Source organism: Arthrobacter castelli DSM 16402, assembly GCF_000430705.1.
Classification (GTDB): Bacteria; Actinomycetota; Actinomycetes; order Actinomycetales; family Micrococcaceae; genus Arthrobacter_C; species Arthrobacter_C castelli.
Map to the genome: position 1 here is coordinate 1 of NZ_AUMN01000037.1, position 19,270 is coordinate 19,270.

The following is a 19,270-nucleotide window of genomic DNA, read 5'->3' on the forward strand; positions in this document are numbered from 1 at the left end:
GATGATCGGCATTTACACCGCCCTGCTGACCGTCAGCATCGGTGTGGTCAACCTGGTGATCGGCCTGACCGCCGGATTTTTGGCCCGGATCATCTTCGGCATCGTCACCGTCATCCTGGCCGTGATGTTCATCGTCGCCAAGAAACGCGGCACGAAACTGCGCGATGCCATCGCCGGCAAGCTCGGGGCGCTGGGACACAACCAGGACGCGCCGAAACGCGAACCGGGCAAAATCCAGCAGGCCGCCAAGCACACCGCCGGCAAGGCAGCGGGCCGGCTGGCGCTCAAAGCCGGCACTGCCGTGCTCGGCGGCATGGCCGGCACCGCAGTAACCACCGCCGCCCGCCACCGGAAGAAAGACAACACCACCGATGACCACCGGGCACAGGAAAACACCCGCCCGGCCGGACAACCCGTCCCACGCTCCAGAGCGCCGATACCGAACCCGCGCAAAGCACTGGCCACTGCAAACACCGGCCAGAGGGGACTGCCCGCGGCCGCACCCGGCACCGGCGCAGAGAGGCCCCCAGCCCCGGCCTCCGGCCCGCCGGCCATCGACGGGCCGCAGACGGCCGCACCCGAGACCGGCAGCGACGACGTTGACACCACCACACCGGCGCCCGGACCAGCGCCGGCCGGGGCCACCACCATCGACCCGGACACCACGGCTCCACAGCCACCGGCCACAGCCCCCGCGGCGGCCGATGGCCCCAACCCCGCCGGCGACAGCCGCCGGCCACAGGCACACACAGGGGCAGCAGAGACCCACAGCACCGGCGCCACACCACAGCAGCCGCCGACGGCCACCACAGAACCCACAGGCACAACCACACCGACCGGCCCACCGCCGTCGGCAGCCGGCATCGACCCCGCCGGCCAACCCACCACCGGCGACGGCCGGACGGCCGCAGCCGCGGCAGCGGCCACCACGGGCACAGCCGCAGCGGCAGGGACCGTACCGGGACGGCACCGCAACACCGGAACCAGACCGGCCCCCGGACGCCGCGGCGAGCGCCTGCGTTTCGATGACGCCGGCCAACCATCGCCGATCGAAGGGACCGTCGTGCCCGACGACACCCCCGTCAATGCCACAAAAATCGGTTCCAGTTCGTCGTTGAACGGACGGAACGTATATCGCATTTCGAGCCGCAATGTCAGGAAGTCCAAAGCATGAAAACGCGCGTTCCGGCCCTGGCAGTCATCGCCGCAGTCGTTGTCATTATTGCCGCAGCGGCGGTGTGGTGGCTGTCCACCGCACCGGCCGACCAATCGAGTGCCACCACTGAACCTGTCTCGGGGCCGGCGACGACCGAACCCACACCATCACCGACAGGGGACGAGACCATGACACCGCCGGCCGATGAGCAACCCATCGACGGATACGGCCCCCAGGCAGCGACCCCGGCACCGGCACCGACGTACACACACCGGCACGTCAGCCCGACCGGCGACGACTGGAAAGACACCGACCGGGCCGAACCGCAACAAGTGGCGACGGCGTTTCTGACTGTCTATGGCACCCGCGCGGCCGACACTGACGACACGTGGACGGAGACGGCCGGCACCCTGGCCACCACGGCACTGATCAATGAGCTGACCGACTCTGGGCATCTGGCCATCGAGGGTAAGGCACCGACCGAAGTCGTGGACGTGTCCTACAGTGACTCCCCGGTGCCCGAATTCGGCCCCGACACACCGATCCGGTGGTCACGGACGGCGACGGTGACCATCAACACCGAACATTCGGGCCGGATCGAGGCACAGTACCGCGTCGCTGCCGGTAAAACGGGCGACGGGTGGATTCTCACCGACGTGGCCGCGGACTTCTACCAGGTAGTTGCCCGGTGACCACCACCAACACACAACCGTCAGCGACACCACCGGCCGGTGGTGGCGGTTCATCCTGGGGTAAATGGGTGGCAGCGGCGGTGGCTGTGGCCCTGCTCGTACCAATGATCTTCATCGTGCTGCTGGTGGGACTGCTCGGCGGCGGCAGTGCCTCCAACGCGGCCTGCCTGCCGGCGTGGTCCGAAACCGCCGACGGCATCACCGGAGGTGGATTCGAACCGTCCGGCACCACCCGGCAAAAACAAATCGCCAACGCCAAAGCGATCAACGCCGCCGTCAAAGACGCCGGTCTTGGTGGCCTCGCGGCCGAAATCGCGATCATCGCGGCCATGGGCGAATCGTCACTGCTGAACATCTCCTACGGCGATGCCCGCCACGGTGTCACCAACCCGGACGGAACCCCAACCAGCTCCATCGGACTCTTCCAGCAGCAAAAATGGTGGGGCACCAAGGCCCAGCGCATGGATCCCGCCTACGCCACCACCTCGTTTTTGACCGGCATCGGCCATGACGGTACCGGCGGTCTCGTGTCCGTGAATAACTGGCGCAACCGGCCCATCACCCAGGTCATCCACGACGTGCAGAAAAATGCCGTCGCCACCCACTACATTCGCTCCTACGCACCGGCCAGGGACATCATCGCCGCCGCCGGCATCGACATCAACCGCCCATCCGAAAACGGCCCCGCCACCACCGACAACACCGAAAGCAACGGCGGCAACGTCGCAGCCTCGAACGAATGCAACCCCGGTGCCACGTCCGGCCAAGCCTCCGACGTGAAGAACGCCGGGCCGGCCACCAACGACTACCCCTGGCAATCCCGCACCCCCGGCCCCGGCATTTACAACGCGGACCCGCTGGGCTTCTTCTATGGCGAATGCACCTCCTTCGTCGCCTGGCGGCTCAACCGCGACGCCGGCGGGACAGCACAGTCGCCCTACGAGTTCACCAACTCCACAGGCGGCGTCATCAAAGGAAACGGCGCGCAATGGCGGGCGGCCTGGGAACAGTTGGGCTGGAAAGTCTCACAAAAGCCGGTCGAAGGCGCCGTCGCCTGGTGGGGATCGAACGGTGCCCCCGGCATCGGCCCGGCCGGGCACGTCGCCTACGTCCACTCCGTGGACGGCTCCAAAGTCCACATTGAGGAATACAACAATGTGGCTCTGGCCCCGCCGGGCCACAAATACTCACAAAGGACCATTGAAGCGTCCGACGTGAACGCCTTCCTATACCCGCCGCCGTTGAAGGACTGAGGATGAGAAAACCACTACGTATCCGCAACATCATCATCGTGGCGCTGTTGGCGGTCGATGCGGTCATTCTCGGCACCCTCGCCGCGGCCCCCGCCGCCGGCTGGGCCGCGGCCGTGCTGTTACTAGCTGCAACCGCGGCCACCGCCGTACTTAAGATACGCCGCTGGCACGTACGCACCGCCCGCCCCGCCCTGATTGTTGCCGCCGCCGACGACGAACGGCTCGCCGGGATCGACCCGGACGACATCAGACTGCAAAAAAACGCCCGCGGCACACTACTCACCCCCGGAAAAGCAGCACGGGTACGACTTGACACGCACCGTGCCGGGGTGATGAACCCCAAGACGGTCGAGAAACTGACCACAGCGGTCAGCCGGGGCACCGGCACCGCCATGACCATCGATGAATCGGCCAGCAAACCAGGCAAGCGCCTCATCTTCACCCCCAAACCGGCCGCGACGGCTGAGAAAGACCACGAGCCTAAAGACACAGCATCACGACTCGAAAAGGCAGCAACCGACTTGCTCTCCGACGGGGCCACCGTAACCACCACCGATGACGAAAGCGGGGAACTGGCGGGCGCACAGATCACCGGATTCAACTCGATGGCGTTGGCGATGCCCAACAAACGCAAAACCACCCTGTTGCAACTGCGCAGCCGGCTACCCCACAACGGGGCAGACTTCGAGGCCAGCATCGACACCGACAACGACGCCATCAACTTCACCAAACGCCGGCCGCTGCCCACCTGGGTGGCTTCCCCGGCAGAGCACCCGCAACCGGTGGCCACCCGCGCCGATTATAAAAACCTGGCCATTCCCTACGCAGTCGGCGACAACGGCCAAATCGCGTCCTGGCGACCTGGAATCGCCGACCCGCACATGCTGGTCGCCGGTGAGACCGGAGGCGGCAAAACCATCACCCTGAACACACTGATTCAAGCTTTGACGCAGGCCGGTGTGCGGGTGTGGCTGCTCGACGGTAAAGGCATCGAATTCATGGGCTACGAAAACTGGCCCAACGTCGAAGTCATCGCCCAAACCACCGAAGAACACGCCCGCGCCCTGTTGGCCCTCAACGAGATCTCCCGCGCCCGCTACGAACTCATCCGCGAGCGCAAGGCCAAAGAGACGGATTTCGCGCCGATTGTCATGATTGCTGACGAGATCACGCAGATTCTCAGTGACGTTGACAAGCTGTATGCGGCCCATCGCAGCCGGGAAGATGAGAAGAAGCTCCTGCCGGCTAAGAGCGGGATCATGGAAAGCTTGAAGTCGTTTGTGAGGCTGGCAAGGTCGTCGTCCTGTCATGGCGTGTTTGGCATCCAGCAGCCCAACGCAAATGATTTGTCGGGCACGGAGTTCCGCCAGAACGTCACTGCCCGCGTCTCTCTCGGTTCACTGGAGGCAGCCAGCGCCGACATGGTGTGGGGCGCACAGATAGGCCGGTTCGTTCCGCAGATTAAAGGTCGCGGGTGGACGAAGTTCAATGGCGTCCCGGCCCCGGCGCAGATGATTTTCACGCCCAGCCCCGAGCCGGGCAGTAATTCGTATGTGCCTGGCATGGTTGCCCAGGCGTGGCCGCACCCTGAACGGGTGGTGACGAGCCGCAAATACATCAAGAAGCTCGACGGGTCCGCACCGGACACCACATGGGCCGACATCATCAGCGCCCCGTTCCTGACTGAGGATGGGCAACGGTATGAGTTCGATCCGCTTGAGGCCACTTTCACCGGCCGGCAAAGCGCCGCCGCACCAGCCAAGACCGGTGATCGTCAGCCCATTACACTCGCGGACGGCCAGCAGGTCGCGGATCTCTACCCGCCGGCCGACTCCGTCACCATTGGCCGTGACGCCGCCGAGGCCCTGGCGCGGATCATCACCACATCCATTGATGCCCCGGCATCGGCAACCGCCGAACCGGTAGCGCCTGCCGTGCCCGCGGCGGTCGTCGTCGATGACAGTACTGCCGCTCAAATACACCCCGGCGAACTGAGCCAGGGTGACGTGGTGCTCACTGAAGCCGGTCAAGTCGTGGTCGAACGCATTGACCCGGCCGGTGAGAGTATCCACGTCACCGGATACACCCCCGGCGGCAACCACACCAGCATCGAGCTGATAGCAGACGAACCGGTACCAGCTGTCCAATCCGACCGCGAAAAGGAGTTCGCATGAGCCAAAAACCAGCGTCATCGCTCAGTGACAATGACCTCATCGCCATCATCGTTCTCGCCGTCGTCGCCGTCGCCGCGTTCGGCGGCGCGATCGCCGCCTTCGCCGCTGGACTGTTCAACACAGCCACCGAGTGGGCCATCGACCACGGCCTGATGGTTGCCGCCAATGATGCACTCGTGCCCATCGGCACCGGCGGACTCGACGCACCCCGAATCTTTGTCGCCGCCTCCGCAGTGGTGATCTTCATCCTCGCAGCGACCCAACTTAAACACCGCACACATCACGACTGAGCAGCCTGCCCGTACTGCCCCGACCATCCGGGGACGAGACAGACGACAGGCACTAACCAACAGGGAGGGAACATCGAATGTGCAGGCCACTGGCACAAGGCGGACGGCGGTGCCCGTATCACTCCGACCCGGCCATAGCAGCCCTGGCGAACGCGAAAACCTCCGTCCGCCGCTGGGATCACAAGCTCAACGCCGCCGAAACCAACGATGACGACACCAAAATGCGCCACGCCATCGACAAATACGGTGCAGCCCTGACCAGGCTGAACCACCGCGAACAGGCATGCGCCGGCAAACACACTGCGAGCGCGGCAGCCGATGACGCCGCCCGTCCGCCGCTGCCCGCCCCGCAACGGTCGAAAGCAGGTCAGTATTCACAGGAGACTGTGGCGGCGATGTCGTGGGACGAGCTGGCCGATGAATACGCAGCGCTGAATCACGACCCGAAAGCGCAGGAGCGGCTGGAAGAGCTGATTGAGGACCGCGACAGCGCTGAAACCGGGCAGGTGTACCGTTCATCGGCCGAGACGTTTTCAGAGGACGTACAGGGCACCTACGATGCGGTGGGGTGGCATGATGCGGGGGATGAATTGACCAACCCGACGCGGCGGGCATCCCGTAACCTCAGCAAGCTTGAAATGGCCCGTGAAGAATACGACAACTACGTTTATGCGCAGTTCGATGCGGCGATGGAACACACCAACGGCAACTTCCTCAACCGTGAAGGGGCCGCCAAGGGTGTCGATGCGTTGTCGTTATTCAGTGGCCCGGTGAGCCGGGCTAAGAAATACGGGTCCGAAGAATTGCAGGCGTTCTTTGGGATGAAAGGGCGGCACACCCTGGCCAGCTTCCGGTACGGTCTGTTCCAGTGGCGCACAGACCAGAAGGCAGCGGTCAGCGCTAAAACCGAGGGATTTGAGGACGTTGCCCATGTCTGAATCAGACCGTAAGGCCTTCATTGACACTCAGCTGGACGGATACCGGGCCTACCTGGCCGGCACCCCGGCTACAGAGAACCCGCAGCCACGCGATGACCCGAACCAGCGGCAGGCCTGGTACCGCGGGTACGCCTCCGCCCGCACCGACCGCGCCAGGGCAAACCGAGAAAGCGGGAAGTGAGTGCGACACTAGCCTTTCTAGTCGGCTTTCCGCCCGTTTGTTCCCAATCCATGCGGTGGTTGTTCTTGGAGGTCGCGTATGGCATCCATGATGTCTTGGTTGGTGGGAGTCCTGTCATAGAAGCGGGCATGTCTTCGGAGGTAGGAACGGCAGGAAGTGGCCATGATGATGACGGCAGCTGCGGTCATGGGCCTTCCGTAAGGGTTTGTGAATTCACCAGCTGTGGCAAGGAGACCACCGATGGATATCAGAGCGACCATGAATTCTCCGCCGAATGAGTTCCGGTCGATGTCCTTGTAGCGACGAATCATCCGTATGAATGTAACTGCGGCAGTACCAAAGCTGATGATCGCGATAACTTCAAAAAATACGATGTAGCCACTGGCATAGCCCCACCCGCCCAACCAGCCTAAAACGGAGAGCCCAATCCAGCCCAGGAAGCCTCCCCAGCGCTCATTCCAAATGTTTCGCGGTTTGAAGTCATCATCAGTGGCTTGAGCCTGTTTCGACCCTTTAAACTGCATTGCTTCCATTCCCTTCTACCGAATAACAGCGCCGGTCCGGGGGACTCACGTTTCGGGGTCGATGAAGGCGGCTTTCACCAATTGGCGGGCTTCGGTGGGTTCGCCGAGAGGGATATCCAGCTCATCGGCGGTGGTTTTGTCGCTACCTTCTTCGGTCAATGTCCATGTTGCCGTCACGGACTGCGCGCTGGGGTCGCGAGCTAGGAGCACGTAGTCGTTTTGATCGCTTTCCCATGGGCTGTTGGGGCGAAACGATTCAGGCCTCAGGATGACTTCGACGTTGCTGCCCCGGTTGCTCCAACTGACCGGGTAATCACGTGGTGCCAGCCGCTGGGCGAGATTCCTCATCCCGTACGGCTGTTGCTGGGGCATGATTGGTTCGACCAGGGTGTCCCACTCAGCGTCGTCGATGTCGTAATGATCAAAAGCCTCGCATTGGTGGAAGGTGATGGTCAGGTGGGGTTTGTTTATGAAGCGGTCACTAGTGACCCGGATTCCGGCGCCGGGGAGAGCGACGCCGAGCAGGTGCTCACGCCCCTGCGCCATATTCTCTGTCTTCTTGCGCTTCCACGCCTCCAGCAGTTCCGCACGCCTTTCGGCTGATACAGGCCGTGACGCCGGAGGGCCGGGTGGGAAAAGAACAGATGATGTTGCCGATTGCTGACTGGATGGTGGAGATTCCTTGGTGAACTTATCTTCTCTGAGTTCGTAAAGTTTCTCCATCGTGAAGTCGATGTGCTCGACCCGGTTGATAGAGCCCAGGACAGCAATGTCCAAGTCGATTGGTGGTTTACCTCCACCTCGCGCCCGTTCCACAAGAGCGAGAACGTCGCCGGCTTTTGCCGTTTCGGTATTGCTGAGACCGCGCACGTAGATCGCGCCGTCATCGAGCCGCTCCTGTCCTTTTTCTCCATGGAAGTTCTTGTGGCAGGCGAAGATCGCCTGCCCGTCCTGCGGCGGCAAAGCAATGACGAACAACACCTCGCGGTCGTCATCGACGGTGATCCGACCGAACTCAAAACCGGGGAAGTGCTGCCCCAGGTACTTATCAAGCCGGCCTTTCAACTCGTGGGCCTCAACGCCGCGGGCAACACCATCCACACTGCCTTGCTGCGCGCCAATCACCATGACCGCGTATCCCTGAAAATGCCGTGCCGCATCTCGCGGGCGACGATTTGCCGCGCCGAGAAGAAACTTGGCGACCTTTGCCACGTCCGGGGTGCTGGCCAGGTTGAGGGCGCTCTTCACTTCCAGGTAGTTGGTCTCTGCTTCATCGCCCATTTCGCGGATATGGGTCAGGATCTTGCCCCAGGCGCCCTCCCCAAGTGGGGTGATGTCGGTATCCATTCCGCCAACTCTATCGGGGTGTTTGAAAAGTCCTGCGCTCGCGGGGGAGCGTTCAGTCGGGGTAGCTGTGTTTTCTTTAGATGATATTGCCGGCCAAGGCTGCGAATCGCGGTGTGGAGGCTCCGCTACAGCGATAACGTCATGGGCGGCAGCGTGTGGTCAGCCGGATTCGTCACCGTCAGTGTCTGCACCATTGCCGCTTTCCACATGCTTGTCTGTTTGGGCGTATTGGGTGGCGATGTAGTCCTCCAAAACGGTTCTCTCCACACGCCAGATCCCCCTGGGGCCGATCTGTATCGCCGGGAGGCTGCCCGTGGTGATTAGACCTTTGACGGTTGGTTCCCCGACAGCCAACTCTTCGGCAACGTCCTTGAGCGACAAGAAGCGTGGCCCCTGGTCGCCGTTCATTCGTCTGTTCCAACGTGCTGGGAGCCGGCAGCGAGTTGCTGTGCACGACCGGGGGAGACGCCGAGCATGCGGCCGATGTCGCCGAAGGTGAACCCGTCGTCTTTGAGAGCGGCCACGGTGCGGCGGCTGGCCGCCGAAGCAGCCTTGGAAGCCTCGTCAGCAATCTGTCGCTGCTTCTGCGCCTCTACCCACAGCCCGGCCGCGTCCTCGGGCAGAGCGACAGTCAGCTTCAGGTCGATTTCCTCGGCAGGCAGGTCATACAAGGTGGCGGCGGAGACGTGCGCGTCACGCTCGGCACTGTCCAAGGAACGGCAGAACAGGGTGCCTGCTTCATCATCGATGGTGACTTTCCATTGGCCGTTTTCACGTGTTGCCGTGGCCCGTACCTTCTTCGCGCCGGCGGTCGGTTCCGCTGCGGCCGGGCTGGGTTTACCTTCCTCGATCCACTGATCCAACAGACCCAGGTCGTATTTACGCGGCCCCTTCTCAGTGCGCGGAGCACGCAGATCGCGGCCCGAACGGTTCAACACGGCCATCCGATTCTTGAAATAGGACAGGGACAGGCCCGCACGCCTGGCCGCCTGCTCGGCCGTTAGATCCGTTTCGGTCCCTTCAACGGGAACGCTGGTATAGCTCATATGGGTTATCCTCCGGTATCTTCCTGGTCTTCGATCTGCGCCGAGCGCCCGGCCCCGTCCACGCCGGTGCCAACATACGGGCCACGATGGACATTCATGATTGCCCCGGCACTACCAATCCCCAGGCGCTCGCGGATCAGTTCGAGGACGGCGGGGCCTTCGTTATGGCCAACTGGCAGCGGGTCCAAGTAGTGCAGCAAGTTTGCCGTGCGCTGCTCGTAGGCGAGCGCCGTGAGGGCTTCGGCTGTGCTGATTTCTGCCGTTGTCGTCATCGGTGTTTACCTTTCGGGGGGACAAGACGGGGATTTCGCTAGTAGTCGCCGGCGAGGACACGGCGGGCGTATTTGATCTGTGCTGTGGATCGGATGGCGGGAATACCGCCGGGGCAATCCTGATGGTGGGCTGCTGCTACCCGGTCCGCTTCGCGATCAGTCAGCGGCCGTCCCGGTGTCCATAGACAATCGCGGCAGACCATCAGAGATAAACCGGGCTGTGGCGTGGCAGCAAGAGTGATCGAAGCCATCGCCGGTCATCCCTCGCCTGTGGTGGCCTGGTGTCGGTCAAGGCCCACCTGCGCCCCGTTGCGGGCGCACTGGGCCGCTTCTGCGGCTTTGCCGGCCGCTAGAGCCAGGGCGGCGGCTTCGTCCTCTGTGGCGGCGCTCTGGCCGTCCCGGAGGGCGGTAAGCGCCGCGGCAATGTAGTCGAGACTGGCCGCGAGCTTATAACCCGCGCTCGCGGCGTCGGCCGGTGCTGCATCCGGTGCGGCCGCGGTGACGGTGCGGCTCATCCCGTAGACTGCACGGTTGGCTGTGTCGGTGGCCTCATCGAGCGGCCCTGCATAAATCATGTAACCATATTGTCACAGTATATAAAACTAGACAATAGCCCCTAGATGACACGCCCAGTGCGGGATTTCATGCCCCTCACCGGGACCTCCACGATGGCGGTTTCCCCATAGGGTCCAGACCCCGCAGGTGGTTAATAAGTTGTTGGCAATTCCTGCTTGTCGGGTATTTCAGATGGCGGCGGCAAGCCGGTCATACTGCTCAAACAGGTTCTCCTGCCGTTGACGTTCTGTGGTGAGTCGTCGAGGGGCCCCGAACGCTCGGTCGATGGACTGGTCGAGCTTGTCGTGTGCCTTGATCAAGGCAGGATCCATGGCTAGCGGGTTGTAGTGTTCGGCCAACGTCCGTTCCGGATGCAAGGCTCTAGCATCGAGTATTCCCTTGCCGGCCCTGGCGATTGCGGCCCGGTTCACCAGGCCGAGTTCGGGAACGGGGAACGTGTTCCACGTCAGCGTGTTGGAGAAGCGGAGGTCTGATTTCAGCCGTCCGCCAACGGTCTTCTGCCAGGTGATGAACATCGATGACGAGGCCAGGGCAAATTGAAGACCATCCGGGTCCTGCACATGGAAAGCCAGGTTCGAGACGATGACGTTGGGAGGATACGGCTGTGCTGTGAAGTAGCGCCGTGACTCACTGACCACACTCGGAATGCATAGGTAGTTCGTATCGGGCTGTGATCGTTGTCCGAACAGGTAGGGAGTCGCAGCCATGGCTCTGGTACTGGCGGCCTTGCTGCTCTCTCGGAAGGCGGCAACGGCTGCCAAGCGCTCCCGTAGAATTGGGCTCTTGGTGACATCGGCGGGGTCAAGGTCGACCAGCCAGAGGCACCACCGATCTCGGCTGTGCAGCAGTTCTCTGCTTCCTCGAAATGGCCGGACATATTGGGCGGCAACTGGGTCGGCCATGATGCGATCGTGTTCGTCCACTTCCACAATGAGGTTGCCGTCGTCGCGAGCCATGTTGCCGAACGTCGCTGGCGCGATTTCAGGCGACAGCGGTTTGACGGCTTTATCGACGAGGACTCGCGGCCCATCGACAAGATAAGCGTTGATCCGATTGGCCACCGCTTTCTGAACGGGTGCTTCGTGGACAGCAGGATAGTCCCAAAGCCGAGCCCTGGGTGAGTGGTCCTTATCGAACCCGATGATGACGCAGTGAACGGCCGCCTTTCCAGGCGCTTCGGAGTCCCACGCAAAGGTGCGGTGAGCAAACCGAATCCTCCAATCGGCATCGAAGATGGGTCCAAACAAACGTGGGACTTGATCACCTTGGGTAACTGAGTTCGTGGTCACAAAGGCGAAGGCTCCTGAACGTTGATCAGCGAACAGGTCTAAGCTCTTGGCATGCCAGGCGGTCACATAGTCCAGTCGGGAAATATCTTTAGTGCCCCATAGTTGACGCAGTTCCGCAGCCTGCTGGTTCGTCCGGGTCGCGTGGCCGAGGAATGGTGGATTGCCGAAGACATATGTGTATTTCGACGCTTCCTTAAATGGGTCCTTGACGTCATTGATTGCTTTGGAGACCTGTTTGTTCCAGTCGAGGCTTAGGGCGTTGTCGTGAGTGATGTGCGCGGTGATCGTGATTGGCAGGCGTTCGGGGGCTTGCCCAACTTTGGCGGCTAGCTCTCGGTTTGTCTGGTGGTCGATGAGGAACATCGCGGTTTCGGCGATCTTCGCCGGCCACCAGTTAAGTTCGAAACCGTGGAACTGATCGATCGACAACCGCTGGTCCAAGGACACGTCTAGAGAGGAAGTCGTCTGCCCCTCTTTGGCCAGCAAGGCAACAATGATTTCAGTCTCGATGGCCCGCAGCTCCCGGTAAGCCACAACGAGGAAGTTACCGCATCCGCAGGCGGGATCGAGGAATACCCGGCCGGCGAGTTTGTCGAGAAATTTACGGTAGTCAGCCGCACTAGTGGTTTTATTCTGGATGAGCCTGGTGGCTTCGTCGCGAAACTGGTCTAGGAACAGCGGTTCCAGGACTTTGAGGATGTTCGTTTCGGACGTGTAATGTTCCCCGTCTCCGCGGCGCGCTTCTTTGGACTTGACCAGCTGGAACATGGCCCCGAACACGGCAGGGCTGATGCGCGTCCAACGAAACCGGCAGGCGTCCAGAAGAGCCTCGCGCATGTCAGGGTTGAAGAACTCTTGGGGCATCTGCTCGGCAAAGATTGACCCATTGACGTAGGGGAACTTCGCCAAGTCCTCTGGAACGTTCCGCCGCCTATTTTCCGGTGTATTGAGGACTTGGAATAGGGTATTGAGCCGGGCTCCGAGACTGTCAGCAGTCGTGTCAAAAGTAATGAATCGGTAGAAGAGGTCTTCTTCCCACAGGCCGGCGTCATCGCCGTAGAGGAGGAAGAGAACGCGAGTCATAAAGATCGATGTCCGTTGAACGATCTCGTCTTCTTCGCCAGGATTCGTGGGGGCCTCATCGCCGACAGCTTCATCGGTTTCCTCGTCACCAACCATGGCGGTGTATAGTCCAGCCATGATTTGTGAAGCGTGGATGGACGCCTGTTCCTCTTCACGCTTGGAGACAGTCTCCTGCCCGGCTAAGAACATGAGCTGGTCGATGTGATCGACCACATCGTCGATGGTGAAGCGTAGCGTCCAGCCATTATCGCCCAGGCAAGTGAGGTGGAGGCGTTCGAAGTCAGAGACAAGGATGTACTTTGGCCACTCATGCTGACTGATCGATCCACCAGCCAAGTAGTCCATAGCCTGTGTGAACGCGGCGTCCAAATCACGCCCCAGTGACTTTGCTTCCCCGAGAATTACGCTGGACCAGAACAGGTCGATGGCCCCGCGGCCCCCGGTGGACGCACGTGCGGCGTCGCGCTCGAATAGATCAATTCGCTCTGGAATGACCCCGAAACAACGCAGTAGATGCGACCAAAAGGACTGAGCAGCGGTTGACTCTGTGCCTGTTTTATTGGCCTGTCGCCAGTCAGCGATCCGGGCATGCCACGTAGAAGAAAACTCCATGAGTCGGTTACGAATAGTTCCGCGATCCAACTGGAACGGTGAGGTAGCAACCATTCCGTAGAGTCTACGGGCTTGAGGCGTTCTATCTTTGCCTTCCTTTGGTGCCGATGGTGCAGTTGGTGAGTAAGTCTGTGATTTTGGCGTGTTCCGCGGCGGTCATCCATAGATCGTATTTGGCTTTGACCATGGTTTGTTTGGTGACGTAGGTGCAGCGGTATGCCTTGTTTGGCGGCAGCCAGGTCGCGGCATCGGCGGCGCCTTTGGCGCGGTTCAGTGATGGGTCCACCATCATGAGGTTGGCCGGGTCGTTGGCGAACTGTTCGCGGCGGGTTTCGGTCCACTGCTGGGCGCCTTTCTGCCACGCATCGCCCAGGGCAGCGATGTGCTCGGTGTCCAGGGCCAGGTCGTAGCCGCCGTCAGCGTCGAACTTGATGTTTTCTTCTCCTGTGTAGGGGCCGTAGGGCAGCACGCCGGAGGCGACTTCACACTTCTCAGCGCCCTCATACTCGACGCTGACAAGATCGCGGGCCAGAATGTCCTGCCTCGTTCCGCAACCGTTGTCGTTGGTGTCTGTCCAGCCGGAACCGAACTTATCGCGGTCATAGCCGGTCTCAGGTGCCCTGCCCTTGACCGGGATGGTGTCGAGCAGATCCAGGGCCTTCGTCGGGCTCGCTGCTGCTGTCGCCTGAGCGGGCGGTGGTTCGACCGTTTGGGCCGTTCCGGTCGTGGCGGGCAGCTGCCCGCAGCCAGCCAGTGCCAGGGCGAGAGACGCGCCTGCGAGCGCGGTGGTCGGTGTCTTGCGTGTGTGCATGGGCGGGGCTTCTTTCCGGTGGGTGTGGTTGGTGTTGGTCGGTGCCTCTAGTGGGGCAGGTTCAGGGATAGGCGCTCGCGGATGGTGTGCAGTATGTCCGCGGCGTGCTGTCTGTCGTGGTAGGGCGTTCTGGTGATGTGGGCGAGGTAGGCGAGCATGTTGGCGGTGTGCTGTTCGTGGGCGGCTGCGAGCGCTGCGCGTGTGGTTGCTTTGCCGTTTTCCTGTTCGTCGGTGTCGTCGGAGTCGGCGGCGGCGAGCGCGTGAGGGTTTTCGGTCTCCGGCTGTGTCATGTCTGCCTTCTTTCTTGTCGTACGGCTGGTTAGGCAGCTGTGCGCTTGTCGTGGTGGCTGCTGGTGGCCTCGGGGGTGAATGATGTTCGGCGGGCGTGGTGCAGGAACATGGATTCTGTGTGGTTGGTGACGAGGACATCGACGCGGCGGTCGGGGTTGTGATGGTCGAGCAGGATGCAGTCGGAGCAGCTGCAATCTGTCAGCCAGCCAGCGGTATATCCGTGGTAGCGGGTGAGGCTGCCGGTGTAGGTGGCACCTGTGATGCAGATCTGCGGTTCCATGGGGGCTTCTTTCCGCCCCGGTGGCGTGTCGGTGGCCGGGGGCTGTTGCTTTGTTAGATGGCGCTGGCTGTCCACGCTTCGGTGTCGCGGCAGCGGTGGCATTCGGTCAGTGCCGGGTTGGTGTCGCCGTGGTGGCGGCGTCCTACTGCGTCGGCTCCGCAGGCGTAGGTAGAGGCGATTGGGTGGGGGAGGTAGTGCTTCATGCGGTTAGTCCTTCCGTTTCGTCGTCGCCATGCCAGTAATTCAAGGGTAGCCGGGCTAGCTAGAACAACACAAGGGGGGCTAGCGCGAAAAAGTGGGTGTGGTGTTTCCGGTCGTCGTCTTTGGCGGCCTTTTGCGCTGTCGTCCGGCCGTTGGGGACAAGACGGGCCTGCGGGGTGTGTCGGCGGTGCCCTAGTTGCGGGTCGAGTCGTCAGGCCGGTAGCGGCGCATCCGCGCGTAGATGGCCCCTGGTTCCATGTCTGCTGCGCGCGCTATCGCGTGCACGGATAGTCCTTGGCTGCGTAGCTGCCATGCTCGGAGCGTCCAGTCGGGCACGTCGTAGGGGTCTCCGAGATAGTGGGCTTCGTCGTCGGTGAGGTCGCGGCCCTTTCGTGTGGCGGCGCTCCGGGATCGTTTCGCGTGTGTCTCCGGTGCCCATTGTTGCCGTCGCATGTACTCCGCGTGAGCCTTTTCGGGATCGCGGGACTGCTCCAGTGCGCTCATGTGCACCGCGCTGTTTCGCTCCCATGCGGTGCTCAGCGCCTCGCTGACGTCGGGGGCAATGAGCCGGGTCGTCGCCCCGAGGCCGTGGGCCTGCCTGTACTCGGCCGGGTGTATGCCGTGAGTCTGCTTTACGTGGGTGGCCAGCTGTCGGTAGGTGTGCCCGCATTCGTGGCAGACGAGACGGCCGTTTTCGTCGGTCAGCGACGCATATACGCCCCAGCCGTCCGGGTCTCCAACTCTCACTGTTTGGCCATGTGGTAGATGCGGCCGCGTGAGACGCCGAGGGTATCGGCCAGATGTACGGCCCCGGCACCGGCTGCGAGCGCCTGACGGATGAGGTCGGCGCGGCGTCCGGCTTCGGCTTCGAGGTCGGCTTGTATGGCCTTGCAGCGTTCGTGGGACTTGATCACTTCGTCGGCCAGCTCGTCGGGGTTCATCGTGCTGCCTGCTCGACTGCGGCCCAGAACTCGTCGCCATCGACTGTCGGGACGAACTTCTGTAGCTCGGTGCTGTATTCGTAGCAGGCGGTGAAGATCGCCTCGATGTCGAACTCGTCGCGAGTGGCGTCTCCGGATTCGATGACGGCGATGATGTGCGCTTTGGCGTCGTCTGCGGTGGTGAACATACGGGATTCTCCTTCCCAGGTCCCGGCTGGCCGCACCTGAATGGAGTGGCCAGCCGGGGGCGTGGGGTGTTGGACTAGTCGATGTTTGCGGATACGAGAGCGCGGGTGTTGCTGTCGATGCCGGCGGATCCAAGCTCGGATTCGCTTTGGGCTTTCTTGGCTTTCATCTTGTCGATGTAGTCGCTCTGGGCGTCGCCTTTGGCGGCCAGTTCCTCGCTGGGGTTGTTCTCGTAGTTGGTGCAGAGTTCGGTGTGTATGGCTGTGGCTATCATGATGGCGTCATCGAGCTGAGCGATGTCTTTGGCTGTCTGGTGCTTGTCCATGTGAAGGGCTCCTTCCCTGTGCCTCGTGATGTATATAGCCTATGCACACTAAAGGGTAATGTCAATAGGGTGTATACAGTTTCTTGTGGGGTGGCCCTGATGAGGGTGGGTGTCCGACCCCCACCCACACGGAGCCGGACGATAGACGGTTATCGGTTTTCGAGGACCGCGCGGATGGCTCCTTGTTCGGAGGCTTTCGCCGGGGTGGGGAACATGCCCCAGTGGGAGTCGCGGCGGTGTGTCTGGTCTTTGACGGTCTCGAAAGCGAACAGTCCGGGCACGATTTCGATCACGGTGCCCGCGTGGGTGTCGTTGGCGGTTACGGCGCCGGTGTGGGTGTCCAGTTCCCAGCGCACGGGCAGTTTCGTCAAGATCGTGGGTGCGGTGGCGTGACCCGCGGTGGTGGTTTCGTCTGCCAGTGATATGCGCTCCATGATGTGTCCTTTGCCTCGGCGTGATCGCGGGGATTTCCGGGGGGGCCGTGGTTCTGGCCCCCAATGGGTTAGTGGGTGCTTATCCGGTTCAGTTCGGTTTCGAGCCGGTACTTTCTGCCTGACAGTTCGCTGATGTAGTCGGCGCGGCTGTCGATCCTGTCGGCCAGCTCGTCGGTGGGGTTGTCCTGGTAGCGCTGGTGGAGCCGGTTCTGATCGGCGACAACGAGGGCGATCGAGTGATCGTAGTTGGCGATTTCTTCCTTGATGGCCTGTTTCGTGTTCATGCGGGGCGTCTCCTTCCGGTGGCTGGTCAAAATGCGTGGGTTGTGTGGGTCGGTCATGGCGGTGTCCTTTCTGCGGTGTCGTTTGGTGCGGGTGCTGGCGGGGGTTAGTGCTGGTCGGGCGGTATGCCGTGCTGGTGGGCGGCGTCGATCCATGCGGAGCGTACTTCGGCGCGGGCGGGCCTCATCTGGTGTGCCTCGTAGTTGGCTCTTTCGGCTGTGGCCGCTGGCGGGCGGTTGTTCCAGGTTTCTTCGAGGGTGGCGATGGCGGCCTTGTAGCGGTCTGTGGTGACCGGGGTGCGGGTGGCGTCGGGTTCGATGATGTAGGGGCCGTGCTCGGAGTTGTAGACGACGCAGCGGCCTGTTTGGCGGGTGGTGTCGGTGGTCATGGCTGGGCTGTCCTTTCCGGTGGTGCCGCTGTCCCTGTGGCGGGGGACAAGACGGGTTAGATGGCGACTGCGGGGATGATGGTTTCGAGTCGATCCCGTTCGGGGCCGCTGAGCAGGTGGGGCATGGATCGCAGTATGTCGTCGCCGTCGAGCAGGTAGTTGTATGCGGTGTCGGCGTCGGCGCGTTCCCATGTGCCGGGGCCGTAGACCAGTTCGTGAAGGAATACGGCCAGTTGGGCTTGTTTGTGGGCGTATTCGGTGCCGTCGCCGGTGGCTTCTTTGCTGGTGTTCGCCTTGGCGGTGGCTTTGGTCGAGCGCATGACGATGGTGCGGATCGCGCTGGTGATGAGGGCGTGCTCGACTTCGCCGCCGGATTCGATGTGGTGCCGGTAGAGCATGCCGCCAAGTCCGATGCGGTCGCCGGTGTGCAGTTCGCCGTCATCTGCGATGGCGGGAAACAGCGAGATGGTGGAGTCGGTCAGTTCTGTGATGGTCAGGGCGGCGGTGGCGCGGCCGCGTGCGTCCACCACGACAATGCCGACGCGGTAGCGTCCGCTGCCGGGCAGTGCTGCGGGGTCGTGGTGCAGGTGGTCGGCGATGGAGGCGGCTGTGGCCCGGTGCGACGAAGCGGCTTTGATGACGTGGCAGGCGGTGCTCATGGTGTGGTTCCTTTCCGTGGCCGGACTGGTGTGTGATGACCGGTTCGGCGGTCTGCCCCGTCCGGTGAGGGTGCAGACCGCCGGTTGTCGGTTAGTCTTCGCCGGGCAGGAGGATGGTAAGGACCGGTTCGGCGGTGTCGCCGGGACCGATATGCAGCACCAGCTCCCGCTCGGTGGGATCTGCCGCGCCGTCGATGTTGGGCACGCGGACGATGGTGTAGGTGCGCCGGTTCGCGTCTTCCTCGCTGGCCGGGGAGCGGCGGGCCTCGATGGCGGCCATGAATACCACGTCCCACAGTCGCCCGTCCTCATCCTGGCCCGCTCCGTTGTGAGGGTTCCAAGCCACCGCATCGGCCCATGCGGCGGCGGTGAGCGCGACCGGGAACTGGAAGCCTGCCTCGGTTGCGGTTTCGGTTACATCTCTCAGCACGCCGTCATTGATGGCCTGTTCGCGGGTGTAGCGGTGGATGATCTCTGCATCATCAAAGAGTCCCATGTGGTTTTTTTCCTTTCGTTCTCCGTGTGCAGTAGTTCCAGTATATACACGCTATATAAAACTATGCAAGGGGGGCTAGATAAAGAAAAGGTGTCGGATGTCTGACACTTTGGGGGTGGGGGTTGGCGTTGTTGGTGGCCCCGTGGTGATGCCGGGGGTGTGGTGCTTCTGTGTTTCTGTCTTTATTTCTGTCCAGAAATAAAGATGTTGGCCGGGGGTGGTGTGGTGTGCCGCGTGGTGTTGTGGGTGGCAGGGCCGGGCCGCCAGCAGCCGGTGGCCGGGGCGTGTAACTGGTGCGAAGCGGTGGAGAGGGGGGAGTGTCGCCCCCGGTGCGGGCCGGGGTATCCGTTGTCCCGGCATCAGGGGCCAGCGCCGCCGGCGCTGGCCTGCAAGGGGCGTCGCCGCTTCCTTGTCAAGGAGCTTTTGCGCGTTGCTCTGCCCGGCCCCGCGTGCCAAGGGGATCGCGCCACGCTGTCTAGCCGGGCCACAAGCGCCGGCCACGCCGCAGGCAGCGCGACAGCGCCTGCCACCGCACCCGCCACG

The 19,270-nt window shown here is 62.4% G+C and carries 26 protein-coding genes and 1 pseudogene; 7 read left to right on the forward strand and 20 right to left on the reverse strand.

Annotated elements, in window-relative coordinates; genetic code table 11:
• From H535_RS29445 to H535_RS0121065, 7 genes and pseudogenes are all read left to right on the forward strand, one after another.
• A pseudogene (locus H535_RS29445) lies at positions 1-1,174 on the forward strand (hypothetical protein); the annotation flags it as partial.
• Positions 1,171-1,848 (forward strand): hypothetical protein, encoded by a 678-nt coding sequence (locus tag H535_RS0121040; RefSeq protein WP_026821099.1) that lies wholly within the window; start codon positions 1,171-1,173, stop codon positions 1,846-1,848. The pseudogene H535_RS29445 and the gene H535_RS0121040, both read left to right, overlap by 4 nt.
• A complete protein-coding gene (locus H535_RS0121045; RefSeq protein WP_026821100.1) occupies positions 1,845-3,101 on the forward strand; it encodes a CHAP domain-containing protein in 1,257 nt (418 codons plus the stop codon). Before H535_RS0121040 ends, H535_RS0121045 begins: the two co-directional genes overlap by 4 nt.
• Before the next feature lie 2 nt (positions 3,102-3,103).
• Complete coding sequence (locus tag H535_RS0121050) at positions 3,104-5,275, forward strand: helicase HerA-like domain-containing protein (protein WP_026821101.1); 2,172 nt, start codon at positions 3,104-3,106, stop codon at positions 5,273-5,275.
• Positions 5,272-5,565, forward strand: coding sequence for a hypothetical protein (locus H535_RS0121055; RefSeq protein ID WP_026821102.1), 294 nt, complete (start codon positions 5,272-5,274; stop codon positions 5,563-5,565). Before H535_RS0121050 ends, H535_RS0121055 begins: the two co-directional genes overlap by 4 nt.
• 77 nt (positions 5,566-5,642) lie before the next feature.
• Positions 5,643-6,503, forward strand: coding sequence for a hypothetical protein (locus H535_RS0121060; RefSeq protein WP_026821103.1), 861 nt, complete (start codon positions 5,643-5,645; stop codon positions 6,501-6,503).
• Positions 6,496-6,684: a ribosome modulation factor gene (locus tag H535_RS0121065; protein ID WP_026821104.1), complete on the forward strand. Its 189-nt coding sequence runs from the start codon at positions 6,496-6,498 to the stop codon at positions 6,682-6,684. The genes H535_RS0121060 and H535_RS0121065 overlap by 8 nt, the downstream gene beginning before the upstream one ends.
• A 17-nt stretch (positions 6,685-6,701) precedes the next feature.
• Here H535_RS0121065 and H535_RS0121070 read toward each other — a convergent pair whose 3' ends face one another.
• The 20 genes from H535_RS0121070 to H535_RS0121165 form a co-directional block, all read right to left on the reverse strand.
• The gene (locus H535_RS0121070) at positions 6,702-7,217 is read right to left on the reverse strand and encodes a hypothetical protein (protein WP_155838819.1); all 516 of its coding nucleotides are present in this window, start codon (positions 7,215-7,217) and stop codon (positions 6,702-6,704) included.
• Positions 7,218-7,253: 36 nt separating this feature from the next.
• The gene (locus tag H535_RS27140; RefSeq protein ID WP_035770456.1) at positions 7,254-8,555 is read right to left on the reverse strand and encodes a hypothetical protein; all 1,302 of its coding nucleotides are present in this window, start codon (positions 8,553-8,555) and stop codon (positions 7,254-7,256) included.
• A gap of 159 nt (positions 8,556-8,714) precedes the next feature.
• Complete coding sequence (locus H535_RS0121080) at positions 8,715-8,963, reverse strand: helix-turn-helix transcriptional regulator (RefSeq protein WP_035770458.1); 249 nt, start codon at positions 8,961-8,963, stop codon at positions 8,715-8,717.
• Positions 8,960-9,601 (reverse strand): hypothetical protein, encoded by a 642-nt coding sequence (locus tag H535_RS28080; RefSeq protein WP_051299636.1) that lies wholly within the window; start codon positions 9,599-9,601, stop codon positions 8,960-8,962. The genes H535_RS0121080 and H535_RS28080 overlap by 4 nt, the downstream gene beginning before the upstream one ends.
• Before the next feature lie 5 nt (positions 9,602-9,606).
• Positions 9,607-9,873, reverse strand: coding sequence for a hypothetical protein (locus H535_RS0121090; RefSeq protein ID WP_026821107.1), 267 nt, complete (start codon positions 9,871-9,873; stop codon positions 9,607-9,609).
• Positions 9,874-10,130: 257 nt separating this feature from the next.
• The gene (locus tag H535_RS0121095) at positions 10,131-10,448 is read right to left on the reverse strand and encodes a hypothetical protein (RefSeq protein WP_026821108.1); all 318 of its coding nucleotides are present in this window, start codon (positions 10,446-10,448) and stop codon (positions 10,131-10,133) included.
• A gap of 168 nt (positions 10,449-10,616) precedes the next feature.
• On the reverse strand, positions 10,617-13,487 hold the full coding sequence (locus tag H535_RS0121100) for a DNA methyltransferase (RefSeq protein WP_026821109.1): 2,871 nt from the start codon (positions 13,485-13,487) through the stop codon (positions 10,617-10,619).
• Positions 13,488-13,515: 28 nt separating this feature from the next.
• Entirely contained in the window at positions 13,516-14,244 is a 729-nt protein-coding gene (locus tag H535_RS27150; protein ID WP_081416871.1) for an HNH endonuclease family protein, read from the reverse strand.
• Positions 14,245-14,291: 47 nt separating this feature from the next.
• On the reverse strand, positions 14,292-14,534 hold the full coding sequence (locus tag H535_RS0121110) for a hypothetical protein (protein WP_026821110.1): 243 nt from the start codon (positions 14,532-14,534) through the stop codon (positions 14,292-14,294).
• Between the two features lie 29 nt (positions 14,535-14,563).
• Positions 14,564-14,815, reverse strand: coding sequence for a hypothetical protein (locus H535_RS0121115; protein WP_026821111.1), 252 nt, complete (start codon positions 14,813-14,815; stop codon positions 14,564-14,566).
• A 53-nt stretch (positions 14,816-14,868) separates the two neighbouring features.
• Positions 14,869-15,018 (reverse strand): hypothetical protein, encoded by a 150-nt coding sequence (locus tag H535_RS29240; RefSeq protein ID WP_155838820.1) that lies wholly within the window; start codon positions 15,016-15,018, stop codon positions 14,869-14,871.
• 190 nt (positions 15,019-15,208) lie between these two features.
• Positions 15,209-15,763 carry a MucR family transcriptional regulator gene (locus H535_RS27155; RefSeq protein ID WP_051299637.1) on the reverse strand — a complete coding sequence of 185 codons (555 nt, stop codon included), beginning with the start codon at positions 15,761-15,763 and terminating at the stop codon, positions 15,209-15,211.
• On the reverse strand, positions 15,760-15,957 hold the full coding sequence (locus H535_RS29450) for a hypothetical protein (protein ID WP_026821112.1): 198 nt from the start codon (positions 15,955-15,957) through the stop codon (positions 15,760-15,762). Before H535_RS29450 ends, H535_RS27155 begins: the two co-directional genes overlap by 4 nt.
• Positions 15,954-16,145, reverse strand: a complete 192-nt coding sequence (locus tag H535_RS0121135; RefSeq protein ID WP_026821113.1) for a hypothetical protein — start codon at positions 16,143-16,145, stop codon at positions 15,954-15,956. Before H535_RS0121135 ends, H535_RS29450 begins: the two co-directional genes overlap by 4 nt.
• Positions 16,146-16,219: 74 nt before the next feature.
• Positions 16,220-16,468 (reverse strand): hypothetical protein, encoded by a 249-nt coding sequence (locus tag H535_RS0121140; RefSeq protein WP_026821114.1) that lies wholly within the window; start codon positions 16,466-16,468, stop codon positions 16,220-16,222.
• Positions 16,469-16,617: 149 nt separating this feature from the next.
• On the reverse strand, positions 16,618-16,902 hold the full coding sequence (locus H535_RS0121145) for a hypothetical protein (RefSeq protein ID WP_026821115.1): 285 nt from the start codon (positions 16,900-16,902) through the stop codon (positions 16,618-16,620).
• Positions 16,903-16,970: 68 nt separating this feature from the next.
• Positions 16,971-17,186: a hypothetical protein gene (locus H535_RS0121150; protein ID WP_155838821.1), complete on the reverse strand. Its 216-nt coding sequence runs from the start codon at positions 17,184-17,186 to the stop codon at positions 16,971-16,973.
• Between the two features lie 104 nt (positions 17,187-17,290).
• Entirely contained in the window at positions 17,291-17,572 is a 282-nt protein-coding gene (locus H535_RS0121155; RefSeq protein WP_026821117.1) for a hypothetical protein, read from the reverse strand.
• 56 nt (positions 17,573-17,628) lie between these two features.
• Positions 17,629-18,231 carry a hypothetical protein gene (locus H535_RS0121160; protein WP_026821118.1) on the reverse strand — a complete coding sequence of 201 codons (603 nt, stop codon included), beginning with the start codon at positions 18,229-18,231 and terminating at the stop codon, positions 17,629-17,631.
• 91 nt (positions 18,232-18,322) lie between these two features.
• Positions 18,323-18,727: a DUF6573 family protein gene (locus H535_RS0121165; protein WP_026821119.1), complete on the reverse strand. Its 405-nt coding sequence runs from the start codon at positions 18,725-18,727 to the stop codon at positions 18,323-18,325.
• Positions 18,728-19,270 lie beyond the last annotated feature (543 nt).